26 protein-coding genes are annotated in these 21,666 nt (G+C 60.0%); 11 read left to right on the forward strand and 15 right to left on the reverse strand.

Features of this window, described 5'->3' with window-relative positions:
• The first annotated feature begins 56 nt into the window (after positions 1–56).
• The 3 genes from EQV97_RS14145 (at position 57) to EQV97_RS14155 (ending at position 2,184) form a co-directional block, all read left to right on the forward strand.
• Positions 57–1,013: a LysR family transcriptional regulator gene (locus EQV97_RS14145; protein WP_122839409.1), complete on the forward strand. Its 957-nt coding sequence runs from the start codon at positions 57–59 to the stop codon at positions 1,011–1,013.
• A 69-nt stretch (positions 1,014–1,082) separates the two neighbouring features.
• Entirely contained in the window at positions 1,083–1,544 is a 462-nt protein-coding gene (locus EQV97_RS14150) for a MarR family transcriptional regulator (RefSeq protein ID WP_045060239.1), read from the forward strand.
• A 220-nt stretch (positions 1,545–1,764) separates the two neighbouring features.
• The gene (locus tag EQV97_RS14155; protein ID WP_045060209.1) at positions 1,765–2,184 is read left to right on the forward strand and encodes an organic hydroperoxide resistance protein; all 420 of its coding nucleotides are present in this window, start codon (positions 1,765–1,767) and stop codon (positions 2,182–2,184) included.
• 170 nt (positions 2,185–2,354) lie between these two features.
• On the opposite strand, the gene EQV97_RS14160 is transcribed toward EQV97_RS14155, so the two are convergent.
• Both EQV97_RS14160 and earP read right to left on the reverse strand, forming a co-directional pair.
• The gene (locus EQV97_RS14160) at positions 2,355–2,924 is read right to left on the reverse strand and encodes an elongation factor P (protein ID WP_032626910.1); all 570 of its coding nucleotides are present in this window, start codon (positions 2,922–2,924) and stop codon (positions 2,355–2,357) included.
• 48 nt (positions 2,925–2,972) lie between these two features.
• On the reverse strand, positions 2,973–4,115 hold the full coding sequence (earP, locus tag EQV97_RS14165) for an elongation factor P maturation arginine rhamnosyltransferase EarP (RefSeq protein WP_240889110.1): 1,143 nt from the start codon (positions 4,113–4,115) through the stop codon (positions 2,973–2,975).
• A gap of 124 nt (positions 4,116–4,239) precedes the next feature.
• Between earP and EQV97_RS14170 the strand changes: the two genes are divergently transcribed.
• Both EQV97_RS14170 and EQV97_RS14175 read left to right on the forward strand, forming a co-directional pair.
• Positions 4,240–4,656 carry a hypothetical protein gene (locus EQV97_RS14170; RefSeq protein ID WP_225570776.1) on the forward strand — a complete coding sequence of 139 codons (417 nt, stop codon included), beginning with the start codon at positions 4,240–4,242 and terminating at the stop codon, positions 4,654–4,656.
• Between the two features lie 11 nt (positions 4,657–4,667).
• The gene (locus tag EQV97_RS14175) at positions 4,668–5,150 is read left to right on the forward strand and encodes an elongation factor GreAB (protein ID WP_045060238.1); all 483 of its coding nucleotides are present in this window, start codon (positions 4,668–4,670) and stop codon (positions 5,148–5,150) included.
• Between the two features lie 7 nt (positions 5,151–5,157).
• Here EQV97_RS14175 and cysB read toward each other — a convergent pair whose 3' ends face one another.
• The 5 genes from cysB to EQV97_RS14200 all read right to left on the reverse strand — a co-directional run bounded on the left by cysB (position 5,158) and on the right by EQV97_RS14200 (position 9,112).
• Positions 5,158–6,132 (reverse strand): HTH-type transcriptional regulator CysB, encoded by a 975-nt coding sequence (cysB, locus tag EQV97_RS14180; protein WP_008148549.1) that lies wholly within the window; start codon positions 6,130–6,132, stop codon positions 5,158–5,160.
• A gap of 112 nt (positions 6,133–6,244) precedes the next feature.
• Positions 6,245–6,748: a universal stress protein gene (locus tag EQV97_RS14185; protein ID WP_045060206.1), complete on the reverse strand. Its 504-nt coding sequence runs from the start codon at positions 6,746–6,748 to the stop codon at positions 6,245–6,247.
• A gap of 94 nt (positions 6,749–6,842) precedes the next feature.
• Positions 6,843–7,748, reverse strand: coding sequence for a 5'-nucleotidase (locus tag EQV97_RS14190; protein WP_240889111.1), 906 nt, complete (start codon positions 7,746–7,748; stop codon positions 6,843–6,845).
• Positions 7,749–7,772: 24 nt separating this feature from the next.
• Complete coding sequence (locus EQV97_RS14195) at positions 7,773–8,729, reverse strand: putative 2-dehydropantoate 2-reductase (protein WP_240889112.1); 957 nt, start codon at positions 8,727–8,729, stop codon at positions 7,773–7,775.
• The gene (locus tag EQV97_RS14200; RefSeq protein WP_240889113.1) at positions 8,726–9,112 is read right to left on the reverse strand and encodes a thioredoxin family protein; all 387 of its coding nucleotides are present in this window, start codon (positions 9,110–9,112) and stop codon (positions 8,726–8,728) included. The genes EQV97_RS14195 and EQV97_RS14200 overlap by 4 nt, the downstream gene beginning before the upstream one ends.
• Here EQV97_RS14200 and EQV97_RS14205 point away from each other — a divergent pair.
• Both EQV97_RS14205 and EQV97_RS14210 read left to right on the forward strand, forming a co-directional pair.
• Positions 9,111–9,554 carry a PilZ domain-containing protein gene (locus tag EQV97_RS14205; protein ID WP_240889114.1) on the forward strand — a complete coding sequence of 148 codons (444 nt, stop codon included), beginning with the start codon at positions 9,111–9,113 and terminating at the stop codon, positions 9,552–9,554. The two genes, EQV97_RS14200 and EQV97_RS14205, sit on opposite strands and share 2 nt — an antisense overlap.
• Positions 9,555–9,682: 128 nt before the next feature.
• A complete protein-coding gene (locus tag EQV97_RS14210) occupies positions 9,683–10,759 on the forward strand; it encodes a 3-deoxy-7-phosphoheptulonate synthase (protein WP_122839312.1) in 1,077 nt (358 codons plus the stop codon).
• A gap of 74 nt (positions 10,760–10,833) precedes the next feature.
• On the opposite strand, the gene EQV97_RS14215 is transcribed toward EQV97_RS14210, so the two are convergent.
• Complete coding sequence (locus EQV97_RS14215) at positions 10,834–11,121, reverse strand: GNAT family N-acetyltransferase (protein WP_020800382.1); 288 nt, start codon at positions 11,119–11,121, stop codon at positions 10,834–10,836.
• 639 nt (positions 11,122–11,760) lie between these two features.
• On the opposite strand from EQV97_RS14215, the gene oprI reads away from it, so the two are divergent.
• Positions 11,761–12,012: an outer membrane lipoprotei OprI gene (oprI, locus tag EQV97_RS14220; protein ID WP_003199355.1), complete on the forward strand. Its 252-nt coding sequence runs from the start codon at positions 11,761–11,763 to the stop codon at positions 12,010–12,012.
• A 121-nt stretch (positions 12,013–12,133) separates the two neighbouring features.
• Here the strand turns inward: oprI and EQV97_RS14225 are convergent, their stop codons facing one another.
• The 3 genes from EQV97_RS14225 to EQV97_RS14235 form a co-directional block, all read right to left on the reverse strand.
• Positions 12,134–13,105: a L,D-transpeptidase family protein gene (locus EQV97_RS14225; RefSeq protein WP_122839313.1), complete on the reverse strand. Its 972-nt coding sequence runs from the start codon at positions 13,103–13,105 to the stop codon at positions 12,134–12,136.
• Positions 13,106–13,352: 247 nt separating this feature from the next.
• On the reverse strand, positions 13,353–13,646 hold the full coding sequence (locus EQV97_RS14230) for a hypothetical protein (protein ID WP_003226812.1): 294 nt from the start codon (positions 13,644–13,646) through the stop codon (positions 13,353–13,355).
• Positions 13,647–13,702: 56 nt separating this feature from the next.
• Entirely contained in the window at positions 13,703–14,308 is a 606-nt protein-coding gene (locus EQV97_RS14235) for an arylesterase (protein WP_045060199.1), read from the reverse strand.
• Positions 14,309–14,318: 10 nt separating this feature from the next.
• Here EQV97_RS14235 and EQV97_RS14240 point away from each other — a divergent pair, with 10 nt between their 5' ends.
• Together EQV97_RS14240 and EQV97_RS14245 are read left to right on the forward strand one after the other, a co-directional pair.
• Positions 14,319–15,002, forward strand: coding sequence for an ABC transporter ATP-binding protein (locus EQV97_RS14240; RefSeq protein ID WP_028619977.1), 684 nt, complete (start codon positions 14,319–14,321; stop codon positions 15,000–15,002).
• A complete protein-coding gene (locus EQV97_RS14245) occupies positions 15,002–17,506 on the forward strand; it encodes an ABC transporter permease (RefSeq protein WP_240889115.1) in 2,505 nt (834 codons plus the stop codon). The genes EQV97_RS14240 and EQV97_RS14245 overlap by 1 nt, the downstream gene beginning before the upstream one ends.
• A gap of 20 nt (positions 17,507–17,526) precedes the next feature.
• On the opposite strand, the gene greB is transcribed toward EQV97_RS14245, so the two are convergent.
• Positions 17,527–18,021 (reverse strand): transcription elongation factor GreB, encoded by a 495-nt coding sequence (gene greB, locus EQV97_RS14250; protein WP_045060197.1) that lies wholly within the window; start codon positions 18,019–18,021, stop codon positions 17,527–17,529.
• Between the two features lie 279 nt (positions 18,022–18,300).
• Here greB and EQV97_RS14255 point away from each other — a divergent pair, with 279 nt between their 5' ends.
• A complete protein-coding gene (locus EQV97_RS14255) occupies positions 18,301–18,966 on the forward strand; it encodes a GNAT family acetyltransferase (RefSeq protein WP_122839315.1) in 666 nt (221 codons plus the stop codon).
• A gap of 70 nt (positions 18,967–19,036) precedes the next feature.
• Here the strand turns inward: EQV97_RS14255 and EQV97_RS14260 are convergent, their stop codons facing one another.
• From EQV97_RS14260 to EQV97_RS14270, 3 genes are all read right to left on the reverse strand, one after another.
• The gene (locus tag EQV97_RS14260) at positions 19,037–19,345 is read right to left on the reverse strand and encodes a class I SAM-dependent methyltransferase (protein ID WP_122839316.1); all 309 of its coding nucleotides are present in this window, start codon (positions 19,343–19,345) and stop codon (positions 19,037–19,039) included.
• 249 nt (positions 19,346–19,594) lie between these two features.
• Positions 19,595–20,029, reverse strand: a complete 435-nt coding sequence (locus tag EQV97_RS14265; protein WP_122839317.1) for a DoxX family protein — start codon at positions 20,027–20,029, stop codon at positions 19,595–19,597.
• 105 nt (positions 20,030–20,134) lie between these two features.
• Positions 20,135–21,556, reverse strand: a complete 1,422-nt coding sequence (locus EQV97_RS14270) for a transglycosylase SLT domain-containing protein (RefSeq protein WP_122839318.1) — start codon at positions 21,554–21,556, stop codon at positions 20,135–20,137.
• Between the last annotated feature and the right edge of the window lie 110 nt (positions 21,557–21,666).

The raw sequence follows: 21,666 nt of genomic DNA on the forward strand, positions 1-21,666 counted from the left end.
AGTGAAACGCATAGCAACGCACAATGGCTGTGCCAACTTCGCACAAGCGCATCGCCATGAACCCCAATCAGTTAACCGAGCAGCTTGCGCTGTTCCTCGACGTACTGGAGACCGGCAGTTTTTCTGCCGCTTCGCGTCGTTATCCGCTGACACCCTCCGCTGTCGCCCGGCGTATCGACAGCCTGGAAAACGCCGTGGGCAGCCAGCTGTTCATCCGCAGCACCCACGCGGTGCGGGCGACACCGGCAGGCCTGGCGTTTGCCGAGCGCGCGCGGCGGATCGTCGCCGAACTGCGCCTGGCCCGAGCCGAGGCGGTTTCCCTGAGCAGCGCACCGGAAGGCCTGATTCGTATTGACGCGCCTGCCGCGTTCGGGCGCCGACACCTGGCGCCAGTGATTGCCGACTTCCTGATGCTCTACCCGGGCCTCGATGTGCAACTGCACCTGATCGACAGTTTCGTCGACATGCAGGGCCTCAACCTGGGCAAGGTCGACCTCGTGCTGCGCGCCGGACAAATGGCCGACACCCGCCTCGTCGCCACACCTCTGGCGCGGATGGTTCGAATTGCGTGCGCGAGCCCAGCCTACCTGAAGCTCCGTGGCGTGCCGGCGGAACCGGCGCAGTTGATCGAGCATGATGGCCTGGACTGGGACGGCCTGGCGCCGCCCTTCGCCTGGCGCTTTGAACAGCACGGACAGATGCAACTGCACCGCCCGGCGCGCATCCGCATGAGCGCCAACAATGCCGAAGCACTGGTGTGCGGTGCGCTGGCCGGGCTGGGCATTGCCCATCTACCCACCTGGCTTGCCAGCGAATACCTGCTGCGCGGCGAACTGCAACCGTTGTTTTGTGACAACGGACTGCCGCCGCCGGAAAGCACCGGGATCTACGCATTGCGCCTGGAGCAGCAACCCAACCCACGCAGTCGCCTGCTGCTTGAATACCTGAAGACCCGTTTCAGCCCGATCCCGCCTTGGGATCTGGTGCTGCAAAACACCTTGGGTCGTCACTGACCGCGAATTATCTGGCGCATTAAAGATTCGCCCACTAGATTGATGACGATGACTGATCAAGGCTTTGAAATGACTGACAAGCGCAATACTCCGGATAACTGTGACCACCTGCTGCTGGACAATCAGGTGTGTTTCGCCCTGCACTCCACGTCACTGATGATGACCAAGGTCTATAAACCGCTCCTGCAGGCGTTGGGCCTCACCTATCCGCAGTACCTGGCGATGCTGGTGTTGTGGGAGCGCGACGGCTTGACCGTGAGTGAAATCAGCGCCCGTCTGTTGACCGATCCCGGGTCACTGACGCCGCTGCTCAAGCGCCTCGAAGTCGAGGGCTTGCTCAGTCGTACCCGCAGCCGTGAGGATGAGCGGGTAGTGATTGTCGAGTTGACCGGGCCAGGCCGCGCATTGCGGGACAAGGCCCGCGATATTCCACAGTGCATCCTGGGGGCGAGTGGCCAGACCTTGCAGCAGTTGCAGAAGCTGCAGGCCGAGTTGCAAGCGCTGCGTAGTCATCTGCAGGACAGCCTCTGAAGGTGAGAGCGAACGCCTCTGAAGGTGAAGCCCATTGTAGGAGCAAAGCTTGCCCGCGATAGCGGTATAACATCCAACATTGATGTCGACGGGTACTGCGCTATCAGGCGCTTTAAAATTTATCTTGCGCGCAAACTATTAGCGCGATACATTCATCTCGCACTTACTTGGCGCGCTAACATTTAGCGCGAAACATATCTGATCTGGCGAGGCCTACATCATGCAAACGCTCTACACCGCAATCGCAACTTCCACTGGCGGCCGTGATGGTCGTGCGGTTTCCAGCGACAACGTCCTCGACGTCAAGCTCGCCACGCCTAAAGAGCTGGGCGGTGCGGGTGGCGCAGCAACCAACCCCGAGCAGCTGTTCGCGGCCGGCTACTCCGCCTGCTTCATCGGCGCACTGAAATTCGTTGCCAGCCAGACCAAGCGCAGCATCCCCAACGATGCCTCGATCACGGCCCATGTCGGCATCGGCCAGATCCCCGGCGGTTTTGGCCTGGACATCGACCTGCACATCAGCCTGCCGGGTCTTGAACAAGCCGACGCGCAATCGCTGGTAGAGGCGGCTCACCAGGTGTGCCCTTACTCGAACGCCACCCGCGGCAACGTTGAAGTGCGCTTGCACGTCACGGTTTAAAAGCAAAAGATCGCAGCCTCGTTCCACTCGACAGCGCCTACAGGAAGAACCAGGAAGAACGTGATTCCCTTGTAGGAGCTGTCGAGTGAAACGAGGCTGCGATCCTGTGATTTTGCAGGCACAAAAAAGCCCGACTCAATGGTCGGGCTTTTTCATCCCTGAAGCTGTGCTTATTTAGCACGGCCTTTGTAGGAACCGCCTTCGCGGGTGTCGATCTCGATGCGGTCACCGATTTCGATGAAGTCGGCCACTTGCAGCTCGGTACCGTTGCTCAGCTTGGCAGGCTTCATCACCTTGCCGGAAGTGTCGCCACGAGCCGAACCTTCGGTGTAGTCAACTACGCGCACGATAGTGGTCGGCAGCTCTACGGAAACCAGACGCTCTTCGAAGAAGATCGCTTCGCAAACATCGGTCATGCCTTCTTCAACGAAAGGCAGAACGGCTTCGATGTCTTCAGCGTTCAGCTCGTACATGGTGTAGTCGGTGGTGTCCATGAACGTGTAGGTGTCGCCGCTGATGAAGGACAGGGTCGCTTCTTTGCGGTCGAGGATTACGTCGTCCAGTTTGTCGTCGGCGCTGTAAACGATCTCGGTCTTGTAACCGGTCAGCAGGTTTTTCAGCTTGGTCTTCATGATCGCGCTGTTACGACCGGATTTGGTGAATTCAGCTTTCTGAACCAGCCAAGGATCGTTTTCGAGACGGATCACGGTACCGGGTTTCAGTTCTTTACCAGTTTTCATTGCGAATATCCGAATTTGGATGGGATTTACAAAAATCTAGGCCGCGTATCATATCCAATTTACATAAAACTGTACCAGCGCCGCGGCAAGATCATCCTGCAAGGCCTGTTCCAGACACCACGCCTCGGCGTGTTGCTGCAGTTCTGGCGAGTGTTTACGGGTGGCCAGCCAGTGATCGGTCATTGTTACACCGGTATTCCAGGCTCGCCATAGACCGCTGATCGCCTCGCTGGCCGGCCGCGTCAGGCCTTTGGTGTACAGCGTGAGGAAGGCTTCGAGCTTGTCCAGGTGAATATCTTCGTCCTGCCGATAGATGTGCCACAGCAGCGGGCGCCCGGCCCATTGGGCACGCACGAACGAGTCCTCGCCGCGCACCGCATTAAAATCGCAGCTCCACAGCAACAGGTCGTATTGATCCTGTCGGACGAATGGCAGCACCTGCACGGTCAAACCGTCGCGAACGTGCACGTCCCCCGCCGCGAGCCCCTCGACCCCAAGCCAGCGCTCGACGTCGCCGAGGATCCGTCCTTCCGGCACCAGCATGTGCGACGGCGTGGAATCGCTCGCCAGGCAATCAAGCCAGCTGGCCAACCCGGCATTCTCATAGGCGAACAGAGAAATCAACTGGCTGCCAGGGGCGCGATCGACGCCCAGGCCCTGGAGGAATTCGCGCTGCGCTGAAGCATCCTGCTGGAACTTGCGCCGTCGCTCGAGCAAGCCACGCTCGCGCAGCAAGCCGCCCGTGTCCTGGCGGAAACCGGGGAAGAAAAAGTACTTCTGTACGTGTCGGTATTTGACCGACGGCAAGCCGTGACAACCCACCACCCAGTCTTCGGCGCTCAGGTAATCCAGGTTCAGCCACAGCGGTGGTTGTGCCCGCGCGGCCATGGCGTCCATATAGGACGCCGGCAATTGGCAGGCAAATGCGGCGATGACCACATCAGCGGCATCAACCGGCAGCCATTCCACCAGCCATTGTCGCACCTCGACGCCCTGCTGCCATTGCTGCGCCAGCTGAGTGTCGATCTCCGGGCACAGGCGCTCGAAGGCGCGCAGGTCGTCGACCCACAGGCGCACTCGCACCGAGTGCTCGGCCACCAGTTGCCGGGCCAGCCGCCAGGTCACCCCGATGTCGCCAAAATTGTCGACCACGGTACAGAAAATATCCCAGCGGGGGTTCGTTTCAGGCATTCCAGGCTCCCGTTGGCAAAGGTAGCGATTGTCCGCATAAATTACCCCGCGCAGAAGAGCCGACGGCGATTAATCTTCATGCGACAATCGCCCTTCGCTTGCAACCACCCGCCAGGAGGCCGCCATGCCCTACCGCCCCAACCCGCGCCGCCCACTTGCCGTACGACTCAATGTGCTGCAACTGAGTGCCAGCATCGCCCTGGGCCTGTGGCTTGGGTTCATGGCGATTGCCCTGACTTGCTGGCTCGCCTCACGCCTTTTGTTCAGCGAGCAGTTGGCGCCCGTGGCCACGGCGGTGGAGCAACTGGCCAGGCCGCCCGTTCCAGCCCAGGCGCAACCACGACCTGACATTGCGCCGCAGAGTCCACTGTTCGAACAATACGAAGAAAACCTGCGCAAGAACGAGCAGCAGCAGCGACTGGATCAGGCCCGAGGCAGCAGCCGCAACCTGGCCAATCCGAAGTGCCAGTTCTGGCTGCAACAGGACCAGAACGCACCGAGTGAAAAGAGTCGCGCCAACGTCCAGCAATTTTGCGATTGATGAAGCCAGCCATGCACAAGAAGACCGTCCACCAACTCATACTCGACAAGCTGCGCATTGATCTCGACATCGCCGAGCGCGCGGCGCAGACCGCCTATGAGACCGCGACTCACGAAGAGAACATCGCCGAGAACAAGTACGACACCCTGGGCCTGGAAGCGTCCTACCTGGCAGCCGGCCAGGCCAGGCGTGTGGAGGAGATCAGACAGTCACTGACTCTTTGCCAGAACCTGGCCCTGCGCCCCTACGACGAGCAACGCGGCATCGAAGTCGGTGCGCTGCTGGGGCTGGAAGACGAAAAGGGTCGCGAACAATGGCTGTTCCTCGCACCCGACGCGGCGGGGTTGAAGATCGATATGGTGGGGCAGATCATCACCGTCATCACCCCCCGCTCGCCCCTGGGCAAAAGTCTGCTGGGCAAGTTCGAAGGGGACGAGGTAGACATTCTGGTGGCGGGAACCCGGCAACAGTTTGCTGTTACCGAGGTGATCTAGACCGGGATCAATGCACCGGCAATTCGACTCCGTCGAACAGCTCTTCGAGCTCCTGCTTGTTATGGCACTGGATGGCCTTGGCCATGACTTCGCGGGTCAGGTGCGGCGCGAATTTCTCGATGAAGTCGCACATGAAACCGCGCAGGAAAGTACCGCGACGGAAGCCGATCTTGGTGATGCTGGACTCGAACAAATCGCTGGCATCGAGCATCACCAGGTCACTGTCGAGCTTGGCGTCAACGGCCATCTTCGCCACGATGCCCACGCCCAGGCCAAGCCGCACGTAGGTCTTGATCACGTCAGCATCGGCGGCGGTGAACACCACTTTAGGTGTCAGGCCACGGTGACTGAAGGCCTCGTCGAGCTTGGAGCGACCGGTGAAACCGAACACATAAGTCACGATCGGGTATTCGGCCAGCGCTTCGAGGGTCAGCTTCGACAGCTTGGTCAACGGGTGGCCCTGGGGCACTACAACGCAGCGATTCCAGCGGTAGCATGGCATCATTACCAGGTCGCCGAAAAGCTCCAGCGCTTCGGTGGCAATGGCAAAATCCACTGTGCCGTCGGCGGCCATTTCGGCGATCTGCATCGGCGAACCCTGGTGCATGTGCAGGGCCACATCGGGGTATTGCTTGATGAAGTTGCTGATCACCGGCGGCAATGCGTAGCGCGCCTGGGTGTGGGTGGTGGCGATCGACAGGGTGCCCTTTTTCTCGTTGGAGAATTCCTGGGCGATCTGCTTGATGCTTTCGACCTTGCGCAGAATTTCGCCTGCGGTGGTGATGATGCGCTCGCCTGCCGGGGTAACGCGGGTCAGGTGCTTGCCGCTGCGGGCGAAGACCTCGACGCCCAATTCGTCCTCCAGCAGTCGGATCTGCTTACTGATGCCCGGTTGCGAGGTGTAAAGGCTTTGGGCTGTAGCTGAAACGTTGAGGTCGTGGTGCGCCACTTCCCAGATGTAGCGCAATTGTTGAAGCTTCATATGAATCCCTCAAAGCAGGTAGACGCCACGGGCATCAGCGACGGTATATAACTATATTAATGGTTTGAAGAATAAATCTAGAACTTTTTATCAGTTCGCCACTATTCGTGTTCTAGCGATCTCCCAGGCGCCGACGCTCAACCAGCGGTACCAGGTAGACCGGCACCCTCGCCAGTTGCAACACCCGTGCAGCGGTGCGGCCCAAAGGTGTTTCCGCGCCGGCCCCGTGGCTGTGACTACCTACGATCAGCAAATCCACAGAGAGTTTCTGCGCCTGGTCAAGAATCACCTGTGAGGGATCTCCCTGGATCACCCGCACCGCCTGGATCCGCGCCAGGTCCTGGTCCCCCTCCTCACCCAGCTCCTCGCGAAAGCTGTCGAGCACCCGCTGCTCGATGTTGGCAATCACCGTATTCAGGCCCTGGCTGTGGAAATCGTTCAACGCCTGCTCATCAAGGTAGCTCTGCAATACCGACTCGGCGAACAGCCCCATCGGCTCCACCGCATGCACCACATACAACTGCGCATCAAATGTCCGGGCCAGCGCCAGGGCATGCTGCATCACCAACGGTGCGTAAAGGCCGAGGTCAGTGGCATACAGCATCGAACGAATCATATGACCTCCTCGTGTGCCAACATGGCGGAGATGGGTTGAGCTTAGCAGTGCCTTGGCGAGTACGGCGGCCGGTGTAACGCATTGAACGGCGGGCTTAAACCTTTTGCTCGTTGCTTATGCCATGGGGCACATGGCCGGTCGCAACCACTTCACGGGCCAACTCGCAGTGCCCGGCTTGATCGTCGAAAAATACATCGGCAGCGAACGCTTCGAGAAAAGCCGACTTGGTCAGGCCGCCAAGGAACAGCGACTCATCGAGACGGATATCCCATTCGCGCAATGTGCGGATCACCCGTTCATGGGCCGGCGCCGAACGTGCCGTCACCAGGGCGGTGCGGATCGGACAGGCGTCGTCTGGAAATTCACGCTGTAACAAATTGAGTGCCGCGAGGAAGCCCTTGAACGGTCCACCCCGCAACGGTTCCCGGGCCGACTCCCGCTCGCTGGCCTGAAAGGCTTCCAGGCCACCGGCCTGGTAAACCCGCTCGGATTCATCGGAAAACAGCACCGCGTCACCGTCGAAGGCAATCCGCAATTCTTCGCTGGCCGCCCGGCTGGCACCACCGGAGAGGATGGTCGCCGCAGCGAAACCGGCGTCCAGGGCACTGCGCACGTCTTCGGCATGGGTCGACAGGAACAGGTCACAGCCGAATGCCTTGAGGTAGGGGTACGGACTGCGCCCGCCGACAAATGCTGCGCGCGAGATCGCCAGGCCGTAGTGGTGGATGGAGTTGAACACCCGCAGCCCGGTGTCGGCACTGTTGCGCGACACCAGGATCACCTCGACCCGGGCACGGCCCAGGCTGTTGTTGAGGTTGAGCAGTTTCTGCACCAAGGGAAATGCATCGCCCGGTTCGAGGATTTCGTCCTCGTGCTCGATCTGATATTGGCGGTAGGCCTCAACGCCACTGGACAGGTACACCTTGTGGCTGTCGCTCAGGTCGAACAGCGCTCGCGAGGAAATCGCCAGCACCAGCTTGTCATCGATAGTCTTTGCCATACCTTCCCTCACTGAATGACCGACTCAGGCAGGACGTCGATCGATGAAAGCCAAGCTGCGGAACAGGGCTTCGATTCGCGGCATTTCGCATCCCGCGGCTTTCGCGGCTGCCAGGGGCCGGGCGTAGATAGCCTCCAGCTCCAGTGGCCGCCCGTGCAGATGATCGTGATACATGCTCGGCCAGTAATCGGGCATCTTTTCGGTCATCATGAACAGATGCTCGGCGTATCCGGCGGGCACCTGATAACCGCAGGCGGTGGCGCCCTGCACCACTTCGGCCATCAACGCCTTGATCAGTTCCCGGCTATTGGTATCGGCCATCAAGGGCACAGTGCTCGCACGCAACAGCACCGAGAGTCCGTTGTAGGGGATATTCCAGACCAGTTTCTGCCAGCGTGCCTGATGCAGATTTGCCATGGCCTGGGAGTCGATGCCGGCGAAGTGGAACAGTCCGGCGCCTTCTTCGACTATTGCCTGGCGCGCCGGCAGGTCGGCGGCAGGACCGCTGTGGTAACCGACATGCACTGCGCCAAGGGCCTGATGAGTAATAACCCCGGGCGCCTCGCGATGAACACAGATGTAACAGAGACCTCCGAGCACGTGCAGCGAATCAGGCAGCGATTCGCGCAGAGTGTCTTCGACGCCCAGGCCATTTTGCAACAGCAGCACCTTGGCGTCAGGCGCGGCAGCGCGAACGATGGTGGAAGCCAGCTCGGCGTTACTGGTGGTTTTCGTCCCCACCAGCAACCAGTCGCAGGGCGGCATGTCGTCGACCGAGGAACAGGCTTGCACCGGGAAAACGTTTACTGTCCCATGCTGCGCACTGTCCACTTGCAGGCCACGTTCGGCAACGGCGTGGAACTCGCTGCGCACCAGGAAATGCACATCGAAGCCGGCATGCGCCAGCATCGCCCCGTAAAATCCACCGATCGCCCCGGTGCCGATAATGCCTATTGTCGGCTTCGCTGCCGCCCCCATCATGGCAACTCCTCTGCTGTTCGTGTCAGCGCCTTAGTCAGCGCCTCATTGAGTTCAGTAGTCTCAAGGCGCGAATTCAGTGCCCCGAGGAATTCACCGTCACGCACGACAAACAGTGCTGGCAAGTGAAAGACCTGGTAACGCTCGACCACGCCACCGTTGCTGCCGGCATCAATCCAGCACAGTCGGTCGACCGCCAGCGCCTGCCCGGGCAAGCGTGCCCTGGCATATCGGCAACTGGCGCAGCCGACACTGGTGAAAACCACCAGCGAAACGCCGCTCAGCGCCAGCAGCCGTTGGTCGGCATCGAAATCGGTCAATTCCAATTCGACCACTATACTGGGGGAAACGCTGTCAGATGACCGACACATGGAGTCTGTGTTCATGGGACGTTTTCTTCCTCACCCTGACGATGTGCCCGTTGAATTAACGTTGCTCAAACATGAATGCATATCGCGACAACGGCTGCACACTATCAGCCTCGGCGGCATGGCTTGCAATTATCACCGCGCCTGGCGCCACGGCACGGCGCTTGAAGTGCGCATGCCGACCCTCAACCCGGACCTGCGCTACCTGGGCTATGTAGCCTGGTGCCTGCGCCGCAAGCGCGGGTATCTGGTAGGCATAGCCTTTGTCGACGAGCAGATGCTCTTCAGCGCGAGAATGGGCGAGCAGATTTGCCAGATCGAACGCTATTGCCGCCTGCATGAACGGCACAGCGAGCGCCAGGACAATCAGGCGCTGGCGCTTGAATGGGTGCAGCAGCATGCCGATGAGTTCTCCCACGACACGGTGAGCAAGGCTTTTGCGCAGCCTGTGCTGGATTAAACCCACTTCTGCCCATTGTCGAGCCACGGTGTAACGCGCTAAGGTTCCGCTCCCCGACGCGCTTAATTTGCTGTGCTCCGCCGCGCGGGTTCGCTGGCGGCCGGCACCCGTGACCTGACGAGTAAACGATGGCTGATTTACCGATCAACGACCTAAACGTCGCCTCCAACGAGACGCTGATCACTCCTGACCAGCTCAAGCGTGATATTCCCCTGAGCGACGCTGCCTTGCGCACCGTCACCAAGGGTCGCGAAGTCATTCGCAACATTCTTGATGGCACCGATCACCGCCTGTTCGTCGTTATCGGGCCTTGCTCGATCCACGATATCAAGGCCGCCCACGAATACGCCGAGCGCCTCAAGGTACTGGCCGCCGAAGTGTCCGATACCTTGTATCTGGTCATGCGAGTGTATTTCGAGAAGCCACGTACCACCGTTGGCTGGAAGGGCCTGATCAACGATCCGTACCTGGATGACTCCTTCAAGATTCAGGACGGTCTGCATATCGGTCGTCAATTGCTGCTGGACCTGGCCGAGATGGGCCTGCCCACCGCCACCGAAGCCCTTGACCCGATCTCCCCGCAGTATCTGCAGGACCTGATCAGCTGGTCGGCCATCGGCGCGCGCACCACCGAATCCCAGACTCACCGTGAAATGGCTTCCGGCCTGTCCTCGGCTGTCGGCTTCAAGAACGGCACCGACGGCGGCCTGACCGTTGCGATCAACGCCCTGCAGTCGGTTTCCAGCCCGCACCGTTTCCTGGGCATCAATCAGGAAGGTGGCGTGTCGATCGTCACCACCAAGGGCAATGCCTACGGTCACGTGGTACTGCGCGGCGGCAACGGCAAACCGAACTACGATTCGGTTAGCGTCGCGCTCTGCGAGCAGGCACTGAACAAGGCGAAGATCAAGCCGAACATCATGGTCGACTGCAGCCACGCCAACTCCAACAAGGACCCGGCCCTGCAACCGCTGGTGATGGAGAACGTCGCCAACCAGATCCTCGAAGGCAACCAGTCGATCATCGGCCTGATGGTCGAGAGTCACCTGAACTGGGGCTGCCAGTCCATTCCGAAGGATCTGGCCGACCTGCAATACGGCGTGTCGATCACCGACGCCTGCATCGACTGGTCTGCCACCGAGACCACCTTGCGCAGCATGCATGCCAAGCTCAAGGACGTACTGCCGAAACGCGCTCGCAACTGAGCACGGCCAGGCGGGTCAGTAAAAGCCACGCATAAAAAAACGCCGGGGCAGCCCGGCGTTTTTTTGCGTTGCGTTTACTGGCTCAGCTTGGCGGCATGGCGCTGGTGACGCTCCATGTAGCGCTCCACATAGGAGCACGATGGAATGACCGTGTAGCCCATTTCCTCGGCGTACTGCAGCGCCTGCTCGGTCAACGCGGCGGCAATACCGCGACCACGCAACGCGTTGGGTACGAAGGTACGATAAATATCCAGGGTCTGTTTACCCAGGTCCATATAGGTCAGGTAGGCACGATGACCGTCCACATTGGTCTCGAACTGATGACCAGCCTGGTCATGGTGGATGGACAACGCCTCGCTCATCACTACTCCTCGCGGGTCTTGAATTTTGACCCCTACCTTACCGATGTTTTTCCGGCGAAGGAACATCTACGCCACCCCGTGCCTGAACGGACACCGAGAAGAGCTGCACCAATCTCGCGCAACCGGGCACGTACAAATAGTAGGCACCATTGGCAAAAATGCTCAAGGTACGCTCGTCATTACGCAGATTGGCGGGTGCTGCTCCGGGGGAGACGCAGGGACTTGAAGACCGGGGATTTCCCGCAGCCGATTACCTGAACATTGCCGGATGTTGAGACTTAAGACGAGCGCCCGTTGTTAAAGTCACCTCAACTAGCAGAAAGATAAGCGAAGCACTGCACAAATCCCGAACAAAAGTGTAGACGAAATCATTTAGACAGACTTTACCCTAGACCGCAAAAACAGCGCTGCGGATCGGGAACTTTTTCCGGGGGGCTCGCTCAGATCGGGGCTTGCAGCTGGATATTTTTTATACAACGCAGTTAAAAGTTGCTCGAAAAAGAATCAACGCCTACAATTTTTTTTGCTTCTTGCTACACGTCAGTTTACTTACTACAAGTAATGGGTAGTATGTACGCCGGCTATTTCCTCACTCTGAGGAGACAGCTACTTAATAGAAAGTCCTTGAAGGGGAACACGATGAACAACGTTCTGAAATTCTCTGCTCTGGCCCTGGCCGCAGTTCTGGCTACCGGTTGCAGCAGCGCATCGAAAGAAACCGAAGCACGTCTGACTGCTACCGAAGACGCAGCAGCTCGCTCCCAGGCTCGTGCAGACGAAGCTTACCGTAAAGCTGATGAAGCTCTGGCTGCTGCTCAAAAAGCACAACAGACTGCTGACGAAGCTAACGAGCGCGCTCTGCGCATGCTCGACAAAGCTAGCCGCAAGTAATAATCCCTCGGGATTGTTATCAAGCCGACCCATTTTTGGGTCGGCTTTTTTATTGCCCGGATTTCTGCGGGCAATAAAAAACCCGTCGACGCGATTCACGTCGACGGGCTTTTGCACAGGCCTACTGCTGCAGGTCGACAGGTGAGCTGGTCACCATCGGCGCCGCACCGTTGGGTATGGCAATCTCCACTGGCAAGCCATCTTCGGCTGCGACCACATCACGCACCACATCCCAGTTCATACGCAGGTTGTTGGTGATGTCCTCACGCTTGAGCATCGCGTTGATCACCGCCGTGTGCTTGTCGACCACCGACGGGTTGCCATTGTCGTCGAGCGGCGTGTGCGCCTCAAGGTAGACCTTGCCGCCACTCACGCCGAACTTGTACGGGTCGTTGATGATACGCACCGAGGTACCCACCGGGACCATGCTCGCCATTTCCAGCACGTTATTGTTGAACATGCGGAAACAGCCATGGCTGGTGCGCATGCCGATACCGAATTTCTTGTTCGAGCCATGGATCAGGTAGCCCGGGGTACCCAGGTTGAACTTGAACGGCCCCAGCGGGTTGTCCGGACCGGCCGGTACGACGTTGGGCAGCGGATCGCCATCGGCGAGGTGTTCGGCCTTGATCGACGCAGGCGGCGTCCAGGTCGGATTGTGTGTCTTGGCGGTGATGGTGGTATGCGCAATCGGCGAGCCCCAGCCTTCACGGCCAATGCCCAGCGGGAAGGTGTACACCACGTCCCGGCCTTTGGGGTAGTAATAAAGGCGGTACTCGGCGAGGTTGATCACGATGCCTTCACGCGGCCCCGGGGGCAGGATGAAGCGCGTTGGCAGAATGATTTCGGTGCCCACGCCAGGCAGCCAGGCGTCGACGCCCGGGTTGGCGGCGACCATTTCCGAATAGCCCAGGTCGTAGGTAGTGCCAAGGTCGGCGAAGGTATCTTCGTACTTGGCCTTGATCACTTGCACCTGGCCAATGATGTCTTCACCGGGTGGCGGAAGAGGCAACTCCAAGGCTGCCACGGGGCCTGCGGCACAGAGCGCGGCAAGAGTCAGGCAGCGGGTGACGGCGGGAAAGCGCGGCAACATCCGGAAAATCCTTCGCATGATCGACAAGGTATAAGAACGCGATTGTACACTGGCGCTTCGGTATTCGGGGAGACGCACCGATAGAGCGCGCATTGGCTGGGGGGCTTGGCGGGTGGGGGGTTCGGTTTATCTCGAAACCCCTGCTAACGAATTCGGCCTGAGGTCAGGGTGTCCTTGAGGTCCGGTGGAGCTGGGTAACTGCGGGAGCTGGGAGCCGTATGGGCTGTCGAGTGAAACGAGGCAGCTCCTACAGCTCAAACCGCAACTCCGGCCAGATCGGCGAAGTCCCGCGTTTCTGCGATTCCAGAATCGCACGACACAACGAACACAAGCGCTGGTCCTGAAACACCCGACGATCCACACTCGACCAGCGTGGCTGCGCCGGCAAGAGGCTGCCGCAGAGTGTCCGGTCTGCCGAGCCGCCCAGTTCAAGCTGTCGGGTCACCAGATGCACACGCACTTCCTGGCAGGCGAACAGATCCAGCTGCTCGTCAGGCTCGATCAGTTGATAGGCGAAAAGTGACCAGGCGGGACGCGGCATCGGGGGCTCCAAATCGGGGGCGCCACCTTAGCCGAAACGCAGCCAGTAGAAAAGCGTCAAAGCAGCGGTTTCAGTGTCGGCCAGACATTTTCCAGCAACTTGCCCTGAGCCCCTGCAGCCGGGTGCAGGCCGTCGCTTTGCATCAGGTCCGGATGCCCACCCACCCCCTCCAGAAAAAAGGGTACCAGCGGGATTTTTTTCTCGTCGGCCACAGTGCTGTAGACCTCGGCAAAAGCCTTGGTGTAGCGAGCACCATAATTGGGCGGCAATTGCATACCCAGCAGCAACACTTTTGCTCCGCTGGCGCGCGAGCTGTCGATCATCGACGCAAGATTTTGTTGCAATTGAGTTGGGAGCATCCCGCGCAAGCCATCATTGCCACCCAACTCGAGGATCACCAACTCCGGCTTATGCTCTGCAAGCAGCGCCGGCAGGCGCGCCTGGCCCCCGGCACTGGTGTCGCCACTGATGGACGCGTTGACCACCTTATCGTCGAAACCTTCGCGCTTGAGCCGCTGCTCAAGCAAAGACACCCAGCCTAAGCGGGTATCCAGGCCGAAACCCGCGCTGATACTATCGCCAACGATCAGGACTGTACCCGCCGCTGCGTTCTGGGCCATGCACATCAAGGCCAGGCCAGCACTCAAAAACCACACTCGCATCGGTTTCTCCATGGGCGCAAGCATTCTCACCGCGAAGAACCTCAGCAAAGTGGTACCCAGCGCGGAAGGTGAACTGACTATCCTGCACGAACTCAGCCTGGAACTGAACAAGGGCGATAGCCTGGCTATCGTCGGCGCCTCCGGATCAGGCAAATCCACCCTCCTCGGTTTGCTCGCCGGCCTCGACCTGCCCAGCAGCGGCGAAGTCACACTGGCCGGCCAGGCCCTGAGTAATCTTGACGAAGACCAGCGCGCGCGCATCCGGGCCGAGCACGTCGGTTTCGTGTTCCAGTCGTTCCAGCTGCTCGACAGTCTCAACGCCCTGGAAAACGTCATGCTGCCGCTGGAGCTGGACGGTCGCAAGGACGCCCGCGAACGGGCCACGCAGTTGTTGCAGCGGGTAGGCCTGGGCCAGCGCCTGACCCATTCTCCGCGCCAGCTCTCTGGTGGCGAACAGCAACGCGTGGCAATTGCCCGCGCGTTCGCAGCCGAGCCCGACGTGCTGTTTGCCGACGAGCCCACGGGCAACCTCGACAGCCACACGGGCGAGCGCATCAGCGACCTGCTGTTCGAACTCAACAAAGAGCGCGGCACCACGCTGGTGCTGGTGACTCACGACGAACGCCTGGCACACCGGTGCCGGCGCCTGATCCGCCTTGAAGCCGGCCTGCTGGTCGCCCCTCTGGAGCCTTGATGGCACGCCTGCCGCTATTGCGCCTGTTCAGCCTTGCCCTGCGCCAACTGCTGCGCGACGCCCGCGCCGGTGAGCTGCGGGTGTTGTTCTTCGCCTTGCTGGTCGCCGTGGCGGCGAGCACGGCCATTGGTTACTTCGGCGCCCGCCTGAACGGCGCCATGTTGCTGCGGGCCACCGAGTTCCTCGGCGCCGACCTGCTGCTCGAAGGCAGCTCGCCAGCGCGACCGGAACAGATCACCAGCGGCGTCGAGCTGGGACTCGAACACGCCCAGGTGGTCGAGTTCTCCAGCGTGATCGCCACCGACAACGGGATCCAGCTGTCGAGCATCAAGGCGGCAGATGACGTCTACCCATTACGCGGCGAACTGAAAAGCGCGGCAGCGCCCTTTGCCCCGGAGGAGTCAGGTGGTGGTCCGAAACCCGGCGAAGCCTGGGTCGAAGCGCGGCTGCTGACGGCCCTGGACCTGAAGATGGGCGACAGCATCGACGTCGGCATGAAGACGCTGAAGCTCGCCAGGGTGCTGACCTATGAACCCGATCGGGCGGGGAATTTCTACAGCCTGACGCCACGTGTCTTGATCAACCTCAGCGACCTGGCGGCCACGGGCGTGGTCCAGCCCGGCAGCCGGGTCAGTTATCGGGAACTCTGGCGCGGCAAGGCCGAGGCACTGGAAAGCTATCGACAAGCGATCAAGCCCGGCCTGGCGCCGAATCAGAGGCTGCAGGATGCCCGCGATGGCAATCGGCAAATCGGTGGTGCGCTGGGCAAGGCCGAGCGCTACCTGAACATGGCCAGCCTGGTCGCCGTGCTGTTGTCCGGAGTCGCAGTGGCCCTGTCGGCCACGCGCTTCGCCACTCGCCGCTTCGATGCCAGCGCACTGCTGCGCTGCCTGGGCCTGTCACGCCGGGAAACCCTGCTGCTGTTCAGCGTGCAGCTGACTGTGCTGGGTTTGCTGGCGAGTATCAGCGGCGCGGTGATCGGTTGGGCGGCGCAGCTCGGGTTGTTTGCGTTACTGCATGACCTGCTGCCCACCGATGTCCCGCCTGGCGGCCTGTTCCCGGCCATCGCCGGGATCGGCACCGGGCTGGTGGCGTTGGCCGGCTTTGCCCTGCCGCCCCTGGCGGCGTTGGGGCGGGTGCCGCCGCTGCGCGTGTTGCGTCGAGACATGCTGCCCATACCGTCCAGCACCTGGATGGTCTATGGCGCGGCCTTGGGGGCACTGGGGCTGATCATGTGGCGCCTGAGCCTGGACCTGGTGCTGACCTTCGCCCTGCTCGGCGGCGGCGTCATTGCCGCGCTGGTCCTGGGCGGCTTGCTGTTGCTGCTGCTCAAAAGCCTGCGGCGCATGCTGGCACGCGCTTCCCTGCCCTGGCGCCTGGGGCTGGGCCAGTTGCTGCGCCACCCCCTGGCCGCTGCGGGGCAGTCCCTGGCGTTCGGCCTGATCCTGCTGTCCATGGCGTTGATCGCCCTGTTGCGCGGCGAGTTACTCGATACCTGGCAGAACCAGCTGCCGAAAAATGCCCCTAACTATTTTGCGCTGAACATTTTGCCGGCAGACAAGCAGGCATTCACCGACCGCCTGATCGAACTCTCGGCACAGGCAGCGCCCTTGTACCCAGTGGTGCCCGGAAGGCTGATCAGTATCAATGGCGAACCGGTGCAGCAAATCGTCAGCAAGGATTCAGCCGGAGATCGGGCCATCCAGCGCGACCTGAGCCTGACCTGGGCGGCCGACCTGCCAGCGGGCAACAAGCTCACCGCCGGCAACTGGTGGACTGAACAGACACCCGACGAGATTCCCGGAGTGTCGGTGGAGGGCAAGGTTGCCGACAGCCTGAAGCTCAAGCTGGGCGATCACATGGTTTTCACCGTTGGCGGGGTCAATCGCGAAGCGAAAGTCACCAGCTTGCGTGACATCAACTGGGACAACTTCCAGCCCAATTTCTTCATGATCTTCCAGCCCGGCACCCTGAAGGACCTGCCGGCCACCTACCTGACCAGCTTCTACCTGGCCGCCGGGCATGACCAGCAGATCGTCGACCTGTCCCGAAGCTTTCCGGCAGTGACCATCCTGCAAGTCGAAGCCCTGCTGGAACAACTGCGCAGCATCCTCGCCCAGGTCACCCTGGCAGTGGAGTACGTCCTGCTGTTCGTCCTGGCGGCTGGCATGGCGGTGCTGTTTTCCGGATTGCAGGCAACGCTGGATGAACGCATTCGCCAAGGCGCACTGCTACGTGCGCTGGGCGCGGAACGGAAGCTGTTGGTCAAGGCCCGGCGGATCGAGTTCGGTCTGCTGGGGGCCGTGAGTGGCCTGCTCGCGGCACTGGGCTCGGAACTGGTCAGCCTGGTGCTGTACCGCTATGCATTCGACCTGCCGTGGCAGCCGCATCCATGGCTGCTGGTAATGCCATTGATCGGTGCCGTGCTGATTGGCGGCGCGGGCGTATTCGGGACCCGTCGGGCCCTGAACGCCAGCCCGCTGACCGTGTTGCGCGAGGGTTGATCGACGCCTGGGCGGTCGCCCTACCCCGGGCGATCGTTTGGCGTTTGCCCGTAGGAGATGGCGTTGATCCACCACAACGTTTCGCCCCCCGGGGTCTGCACCACCGCCTCGTCACCCACTTCCTTTTTCAGCAATGCGCGCGCCATCGGTGAATCGATCGAGATGTAATCGTTGCGCCCGTAGATTTCGTCATACCCCACCACGCGAAATTTCTTGATGTCCCCGGCCTCGTTTTCAATCTCGACCCAGGCACCGAAAAACACCCTTCCCTCCTGCTCCGGCGAGTACTCGACCACCCGCACATCCTCCAGCCGCTTGCGCAGGTAGCGAACCCTGCGATCAATTTCGCGCAGCAGCTTCTTGTTGTACTGGTAATCGGCATTCTCACTGCGGTCGCCCAGGGAGGCGGCCCAGGTGACCTTGCGAGTCGTGTCCGGACGCTTCTCCCGCCACAGGTAATCGAGCTCCTGTTTCAGGGCGTCATGCCCTTCCTTTGTGATGATGTTGGTACTCAAGTCGAGGGCCTCCTTGGGGCAAGTTGCGAATGGATGTCACTGAAAAAAAATTTTCCCGACTATCCAGGCTGGCGGGAAATGAACCTCTGACAACTCAGATAGTTAGCTGCAAGTACTCAACTGACTCTACGGAACGTCTGTCGGATATCGCTAGTTTTATGACGCTTTGCCGGGCAAACGCAAAATACCTTGCTAACATCCTGTTACAAAGGCCAATAAATTGGCAGTTGGAAGTCACGCAAATTCCCTTTCATAAACAAGATCCATTGGGAGGACGGCATGATCGTGCAGCAGCTGCTTGAGAAAAGCCAAACGAAGATTCGAAAGATCGGGTTGTCCAGCGCGAGTCATCAGCTCTTTTTGAAGACGGTCAACGCCTTCATGCTGTTCAAGATACTGCGCGGGGTCACGCTGCAGAAAGTCGACCCGGCGTTCCTCGACTACCCATCGCACTTCAAGCCGATGTTCCTCAGTGAACAGATGATGCGCCACTACGCGCGCGATCCAGTCAATGAGATGCCCGAGAGCTTTATCGAAGAATCCCTGGCCAAGGGCGATCAATGCTTCGGCATCTTCGATGGCGCGGTATTGGCTTCTTATGGCTGGTATTCGCGCAAACCGACGCACATCGACCCGCCAGAACTGTTCCTGCACTTCAGCCCCTCTTACATCTACATGTACAAGGGCTTCACCCATCACGACTATCGAGGCCAGCGCCTGCACGCCATAGGCATGAACCTTGCGCTCAGGCACTACCTGGAGAAGGGTTACAAAGGACTGGTCTCTTATGTGGAGTCGAGCAACTTCGATTCGTTGAAGTCCATTTACCGGCTGGGCTATCTGAACGTCGGCTCGATCTACCTGATCCGTCTGTTCGGTAACTACCAGAGCTTTGCCAGCAAAGGCTGTGAAGCTTTTGAGTTGGCCCTTAAGACGCTCGTCTGATTGATTCGCGCGAATACCGACGCCAGCGCCAGCCGCTGGCACGCGCCGTCAATCGACAAAATGGTAACATTCAGCGTCGTGTAATCAGGCCCTGGCGGGCCACGCGGATCAATTGGCTGATCATTTCGCTGGCCCCTTCAACAGTCGGTGACTGAATCACCGCCAAGTCGAAGCTGTCGCTGGCGAAACGCGCCAGGGACTCACCGTCTTCGACGAACTGGATTAGGAAGGCCGCAGGACCACCCGTGCGGCGAGGCCAGCCATCGAGATAACGCAGGAGCGTTGGCTGATGTTTGCCGCCAAGCAGGATTTTGGGATTGCGCTGGGTGAGGTGTGCCGTGATCGGCGCGGGGCGTACAACGGGGCTTAGTGCATTCATCGTATCGTGTCTCTGCCTCAAAGGTCTGCATGGCAGGTGAGAGGCAACACCGAACCAGCGCTTTAGCGGAATTTCGAAGCCTGTTTCCAAGCTTCTGTCGGTAACTGATCGAGTCACCTGGCGCCCCGCAAGTAGCTGTTTAAATCGGCGCATGAGCAGCATCCTAGAGAAGCCGACACGGCAGTGTCAAGAATTGCGAGCAACAAAAAAGGCCCGCTTGATGCGGGCCTTTTTATTGATCCAGAGCGGTTAGCCGGCGATGGCGCGGTCTGCCGACAGCTTGCCGGCGCCTTCGATCAGCACCGCGATGGAGCCACCGAGCAGGGCCAGGGCAAATTCGTAACCGTTGTTGGCCATGAACAGGCCGTTGCTGATGTGCACGCTGAAGATGGCAACCAGCGACAGAAACGTCAGGCCCAATGCCGCCGGGCGCACCAACAGGCCGATGATCAATGCCAGGCCGCCAAAAAACTCGGTGCCTCCGGCCAGCGTCGCCATCACATAGCCAGGCGTCAGGCCCAGGCTTTCCATGTACTGCGCAGTGCCGGCCAAACCGTAACCGCCAAACGCACCAAAAAGCTTCTGCGCGCCATGGGCGGCAAAGATGATGCCGACGAAAATCCGCAGGACAGTCAAGCCGTAGCCGGCGCGGGTAAACAGGACCTTGTTGATCAGTGTGCTCATGCTGTGTCATCCATTCTTGGTTTGAGTGTTGGTTGGCCGCTATATTAATCGGTTATTTTTATGTTAAAAGCGTAAATAACTCACCATAACAATCAGGTTAGTAGATCATTTCCGTGTGACAACCTGCTGCCCCTGAGGCTCCAGCGACTCTCGCTCCCGATCGAACGCCAGGTAATACTTGTTCACGCTATTAACATAGCTGACCGGCCCCATTCCAACCTGCTCCATGGCAATGCGCTCAACCTGGAAAAACCATTGATTGGGGTTCAAGCCTCGACGTCGTGCCTCGGCGCGCATGCCCTGGACCCGCTCCGGCCCAATGTTATAAGCGGCCAGCACAAACGCCATGCGCTCACGCTCATTGAGCTTGGGGCTGGCAAAGAACTTGCGGCGAATCATCGCCAGGTACTTGGCCCCGGCCTGAACATTGGCATCCAGTTCCTGAATGTTATTGACGCCTACCCGTTGCGCCGCCGCAGGGGTGATCTGCATCAGCCCGGTCGGGGCACCGCCGCTGCGGGCACTGGGTTGCAGCCCGGATTCCTTGAATGCCAGCGCCGCCAGATTCAGCCAGTCCATGCCTTGGGCCGCCGCGTGCTTCTGCAGCACCGGACGCAGCTTTTCCAGGCGCTGACGATTGGCCTTGGCCAAGGGATAGTGCACTTGATACAGGCGACGGTAGATGCGCAGGAAGGCCACATCCTGGTCCGAGGGTTTCTTATAGGTGAGTAGAAAGCGGTCGATGCTGGCCCGCAGCATTGAAGCATCGCGCCGCACGAACCAGAACTCTTCTCCTGGCTCACTGATCAGCACCTTTCGGTCGAGGCGCAACTTGGGCAGAATCTTGCCCCAGCGCTCGGCAATCGGTTGTTCGACTATCGTCAGGTGGAAAATGCCGCCCTGGACCATTTCCAGTACATCCTCGACCGCGAGGCTGGGGTCGACCCACTCGACGTTCACCGGCGGCAATTTATGCAGCGCCAGTCTCTGATTGATCTGGCTGACCGCATCCCCGGCAGCGCTGCCCGTTGGCAGGGCCAGGGTCTTGCCGGACAACTGCTCCAGGCGGGTGTAACTCCGCTCGCCCTTGATCCCGACCAACACCAACGGAATATTGCTGGCAATGGGTTGACTGGTGCTGATGGCGTGGCCGGGCTGCAGGTCGAGCAGTTCCCCTGGCGCCACCAAGTCACCCTCCCCGCGCTGCAATGCGCCGATGAGCTGGTCTTTGCCTTTAGGGATTATCTTGAGGGTGATTTCCTGACCGTCACGGGCGTGACCGTTGAGGTATTGCTCAAAGGCGCGCAGGCGGTGGTATTCGACGCCGATCGCCTGGCCTTCGACTTCCCCGGAGCTGTTGCGACTTTGGTTGACCAGCACCCGCAGCACACGGCTGCTGCGGATTTCCACCAGGTCACGGACCTTCGCGGCGGGTACGGCTTGCAGCGGGCCGGCCAGACGCGCAACCGCCGGCATCGGCAGTAGCAACGATAAACACAGCAACAGCAACACCGAGGGACGGGTCATCCACTCTCCGGAAAGAATACTGGGCCGATTTCAAGGAGTGAGTGAAATCGAACGTCAGAAACAGCGCTGACAAGGCGCGAGAAACTGGCTTCATGCGGGTCAACTGACCA

This window comes from Pseudomonas sp. TMW22090 (assembly GCF_022496665.1).
Lineage (GTDB): Bacteria > Pseudomonadota > Gammaproteobacteria > Pseudomonadales > Pseudomonadaceae > Aquipseudomonas > Aquipseudomonas gregormendelii.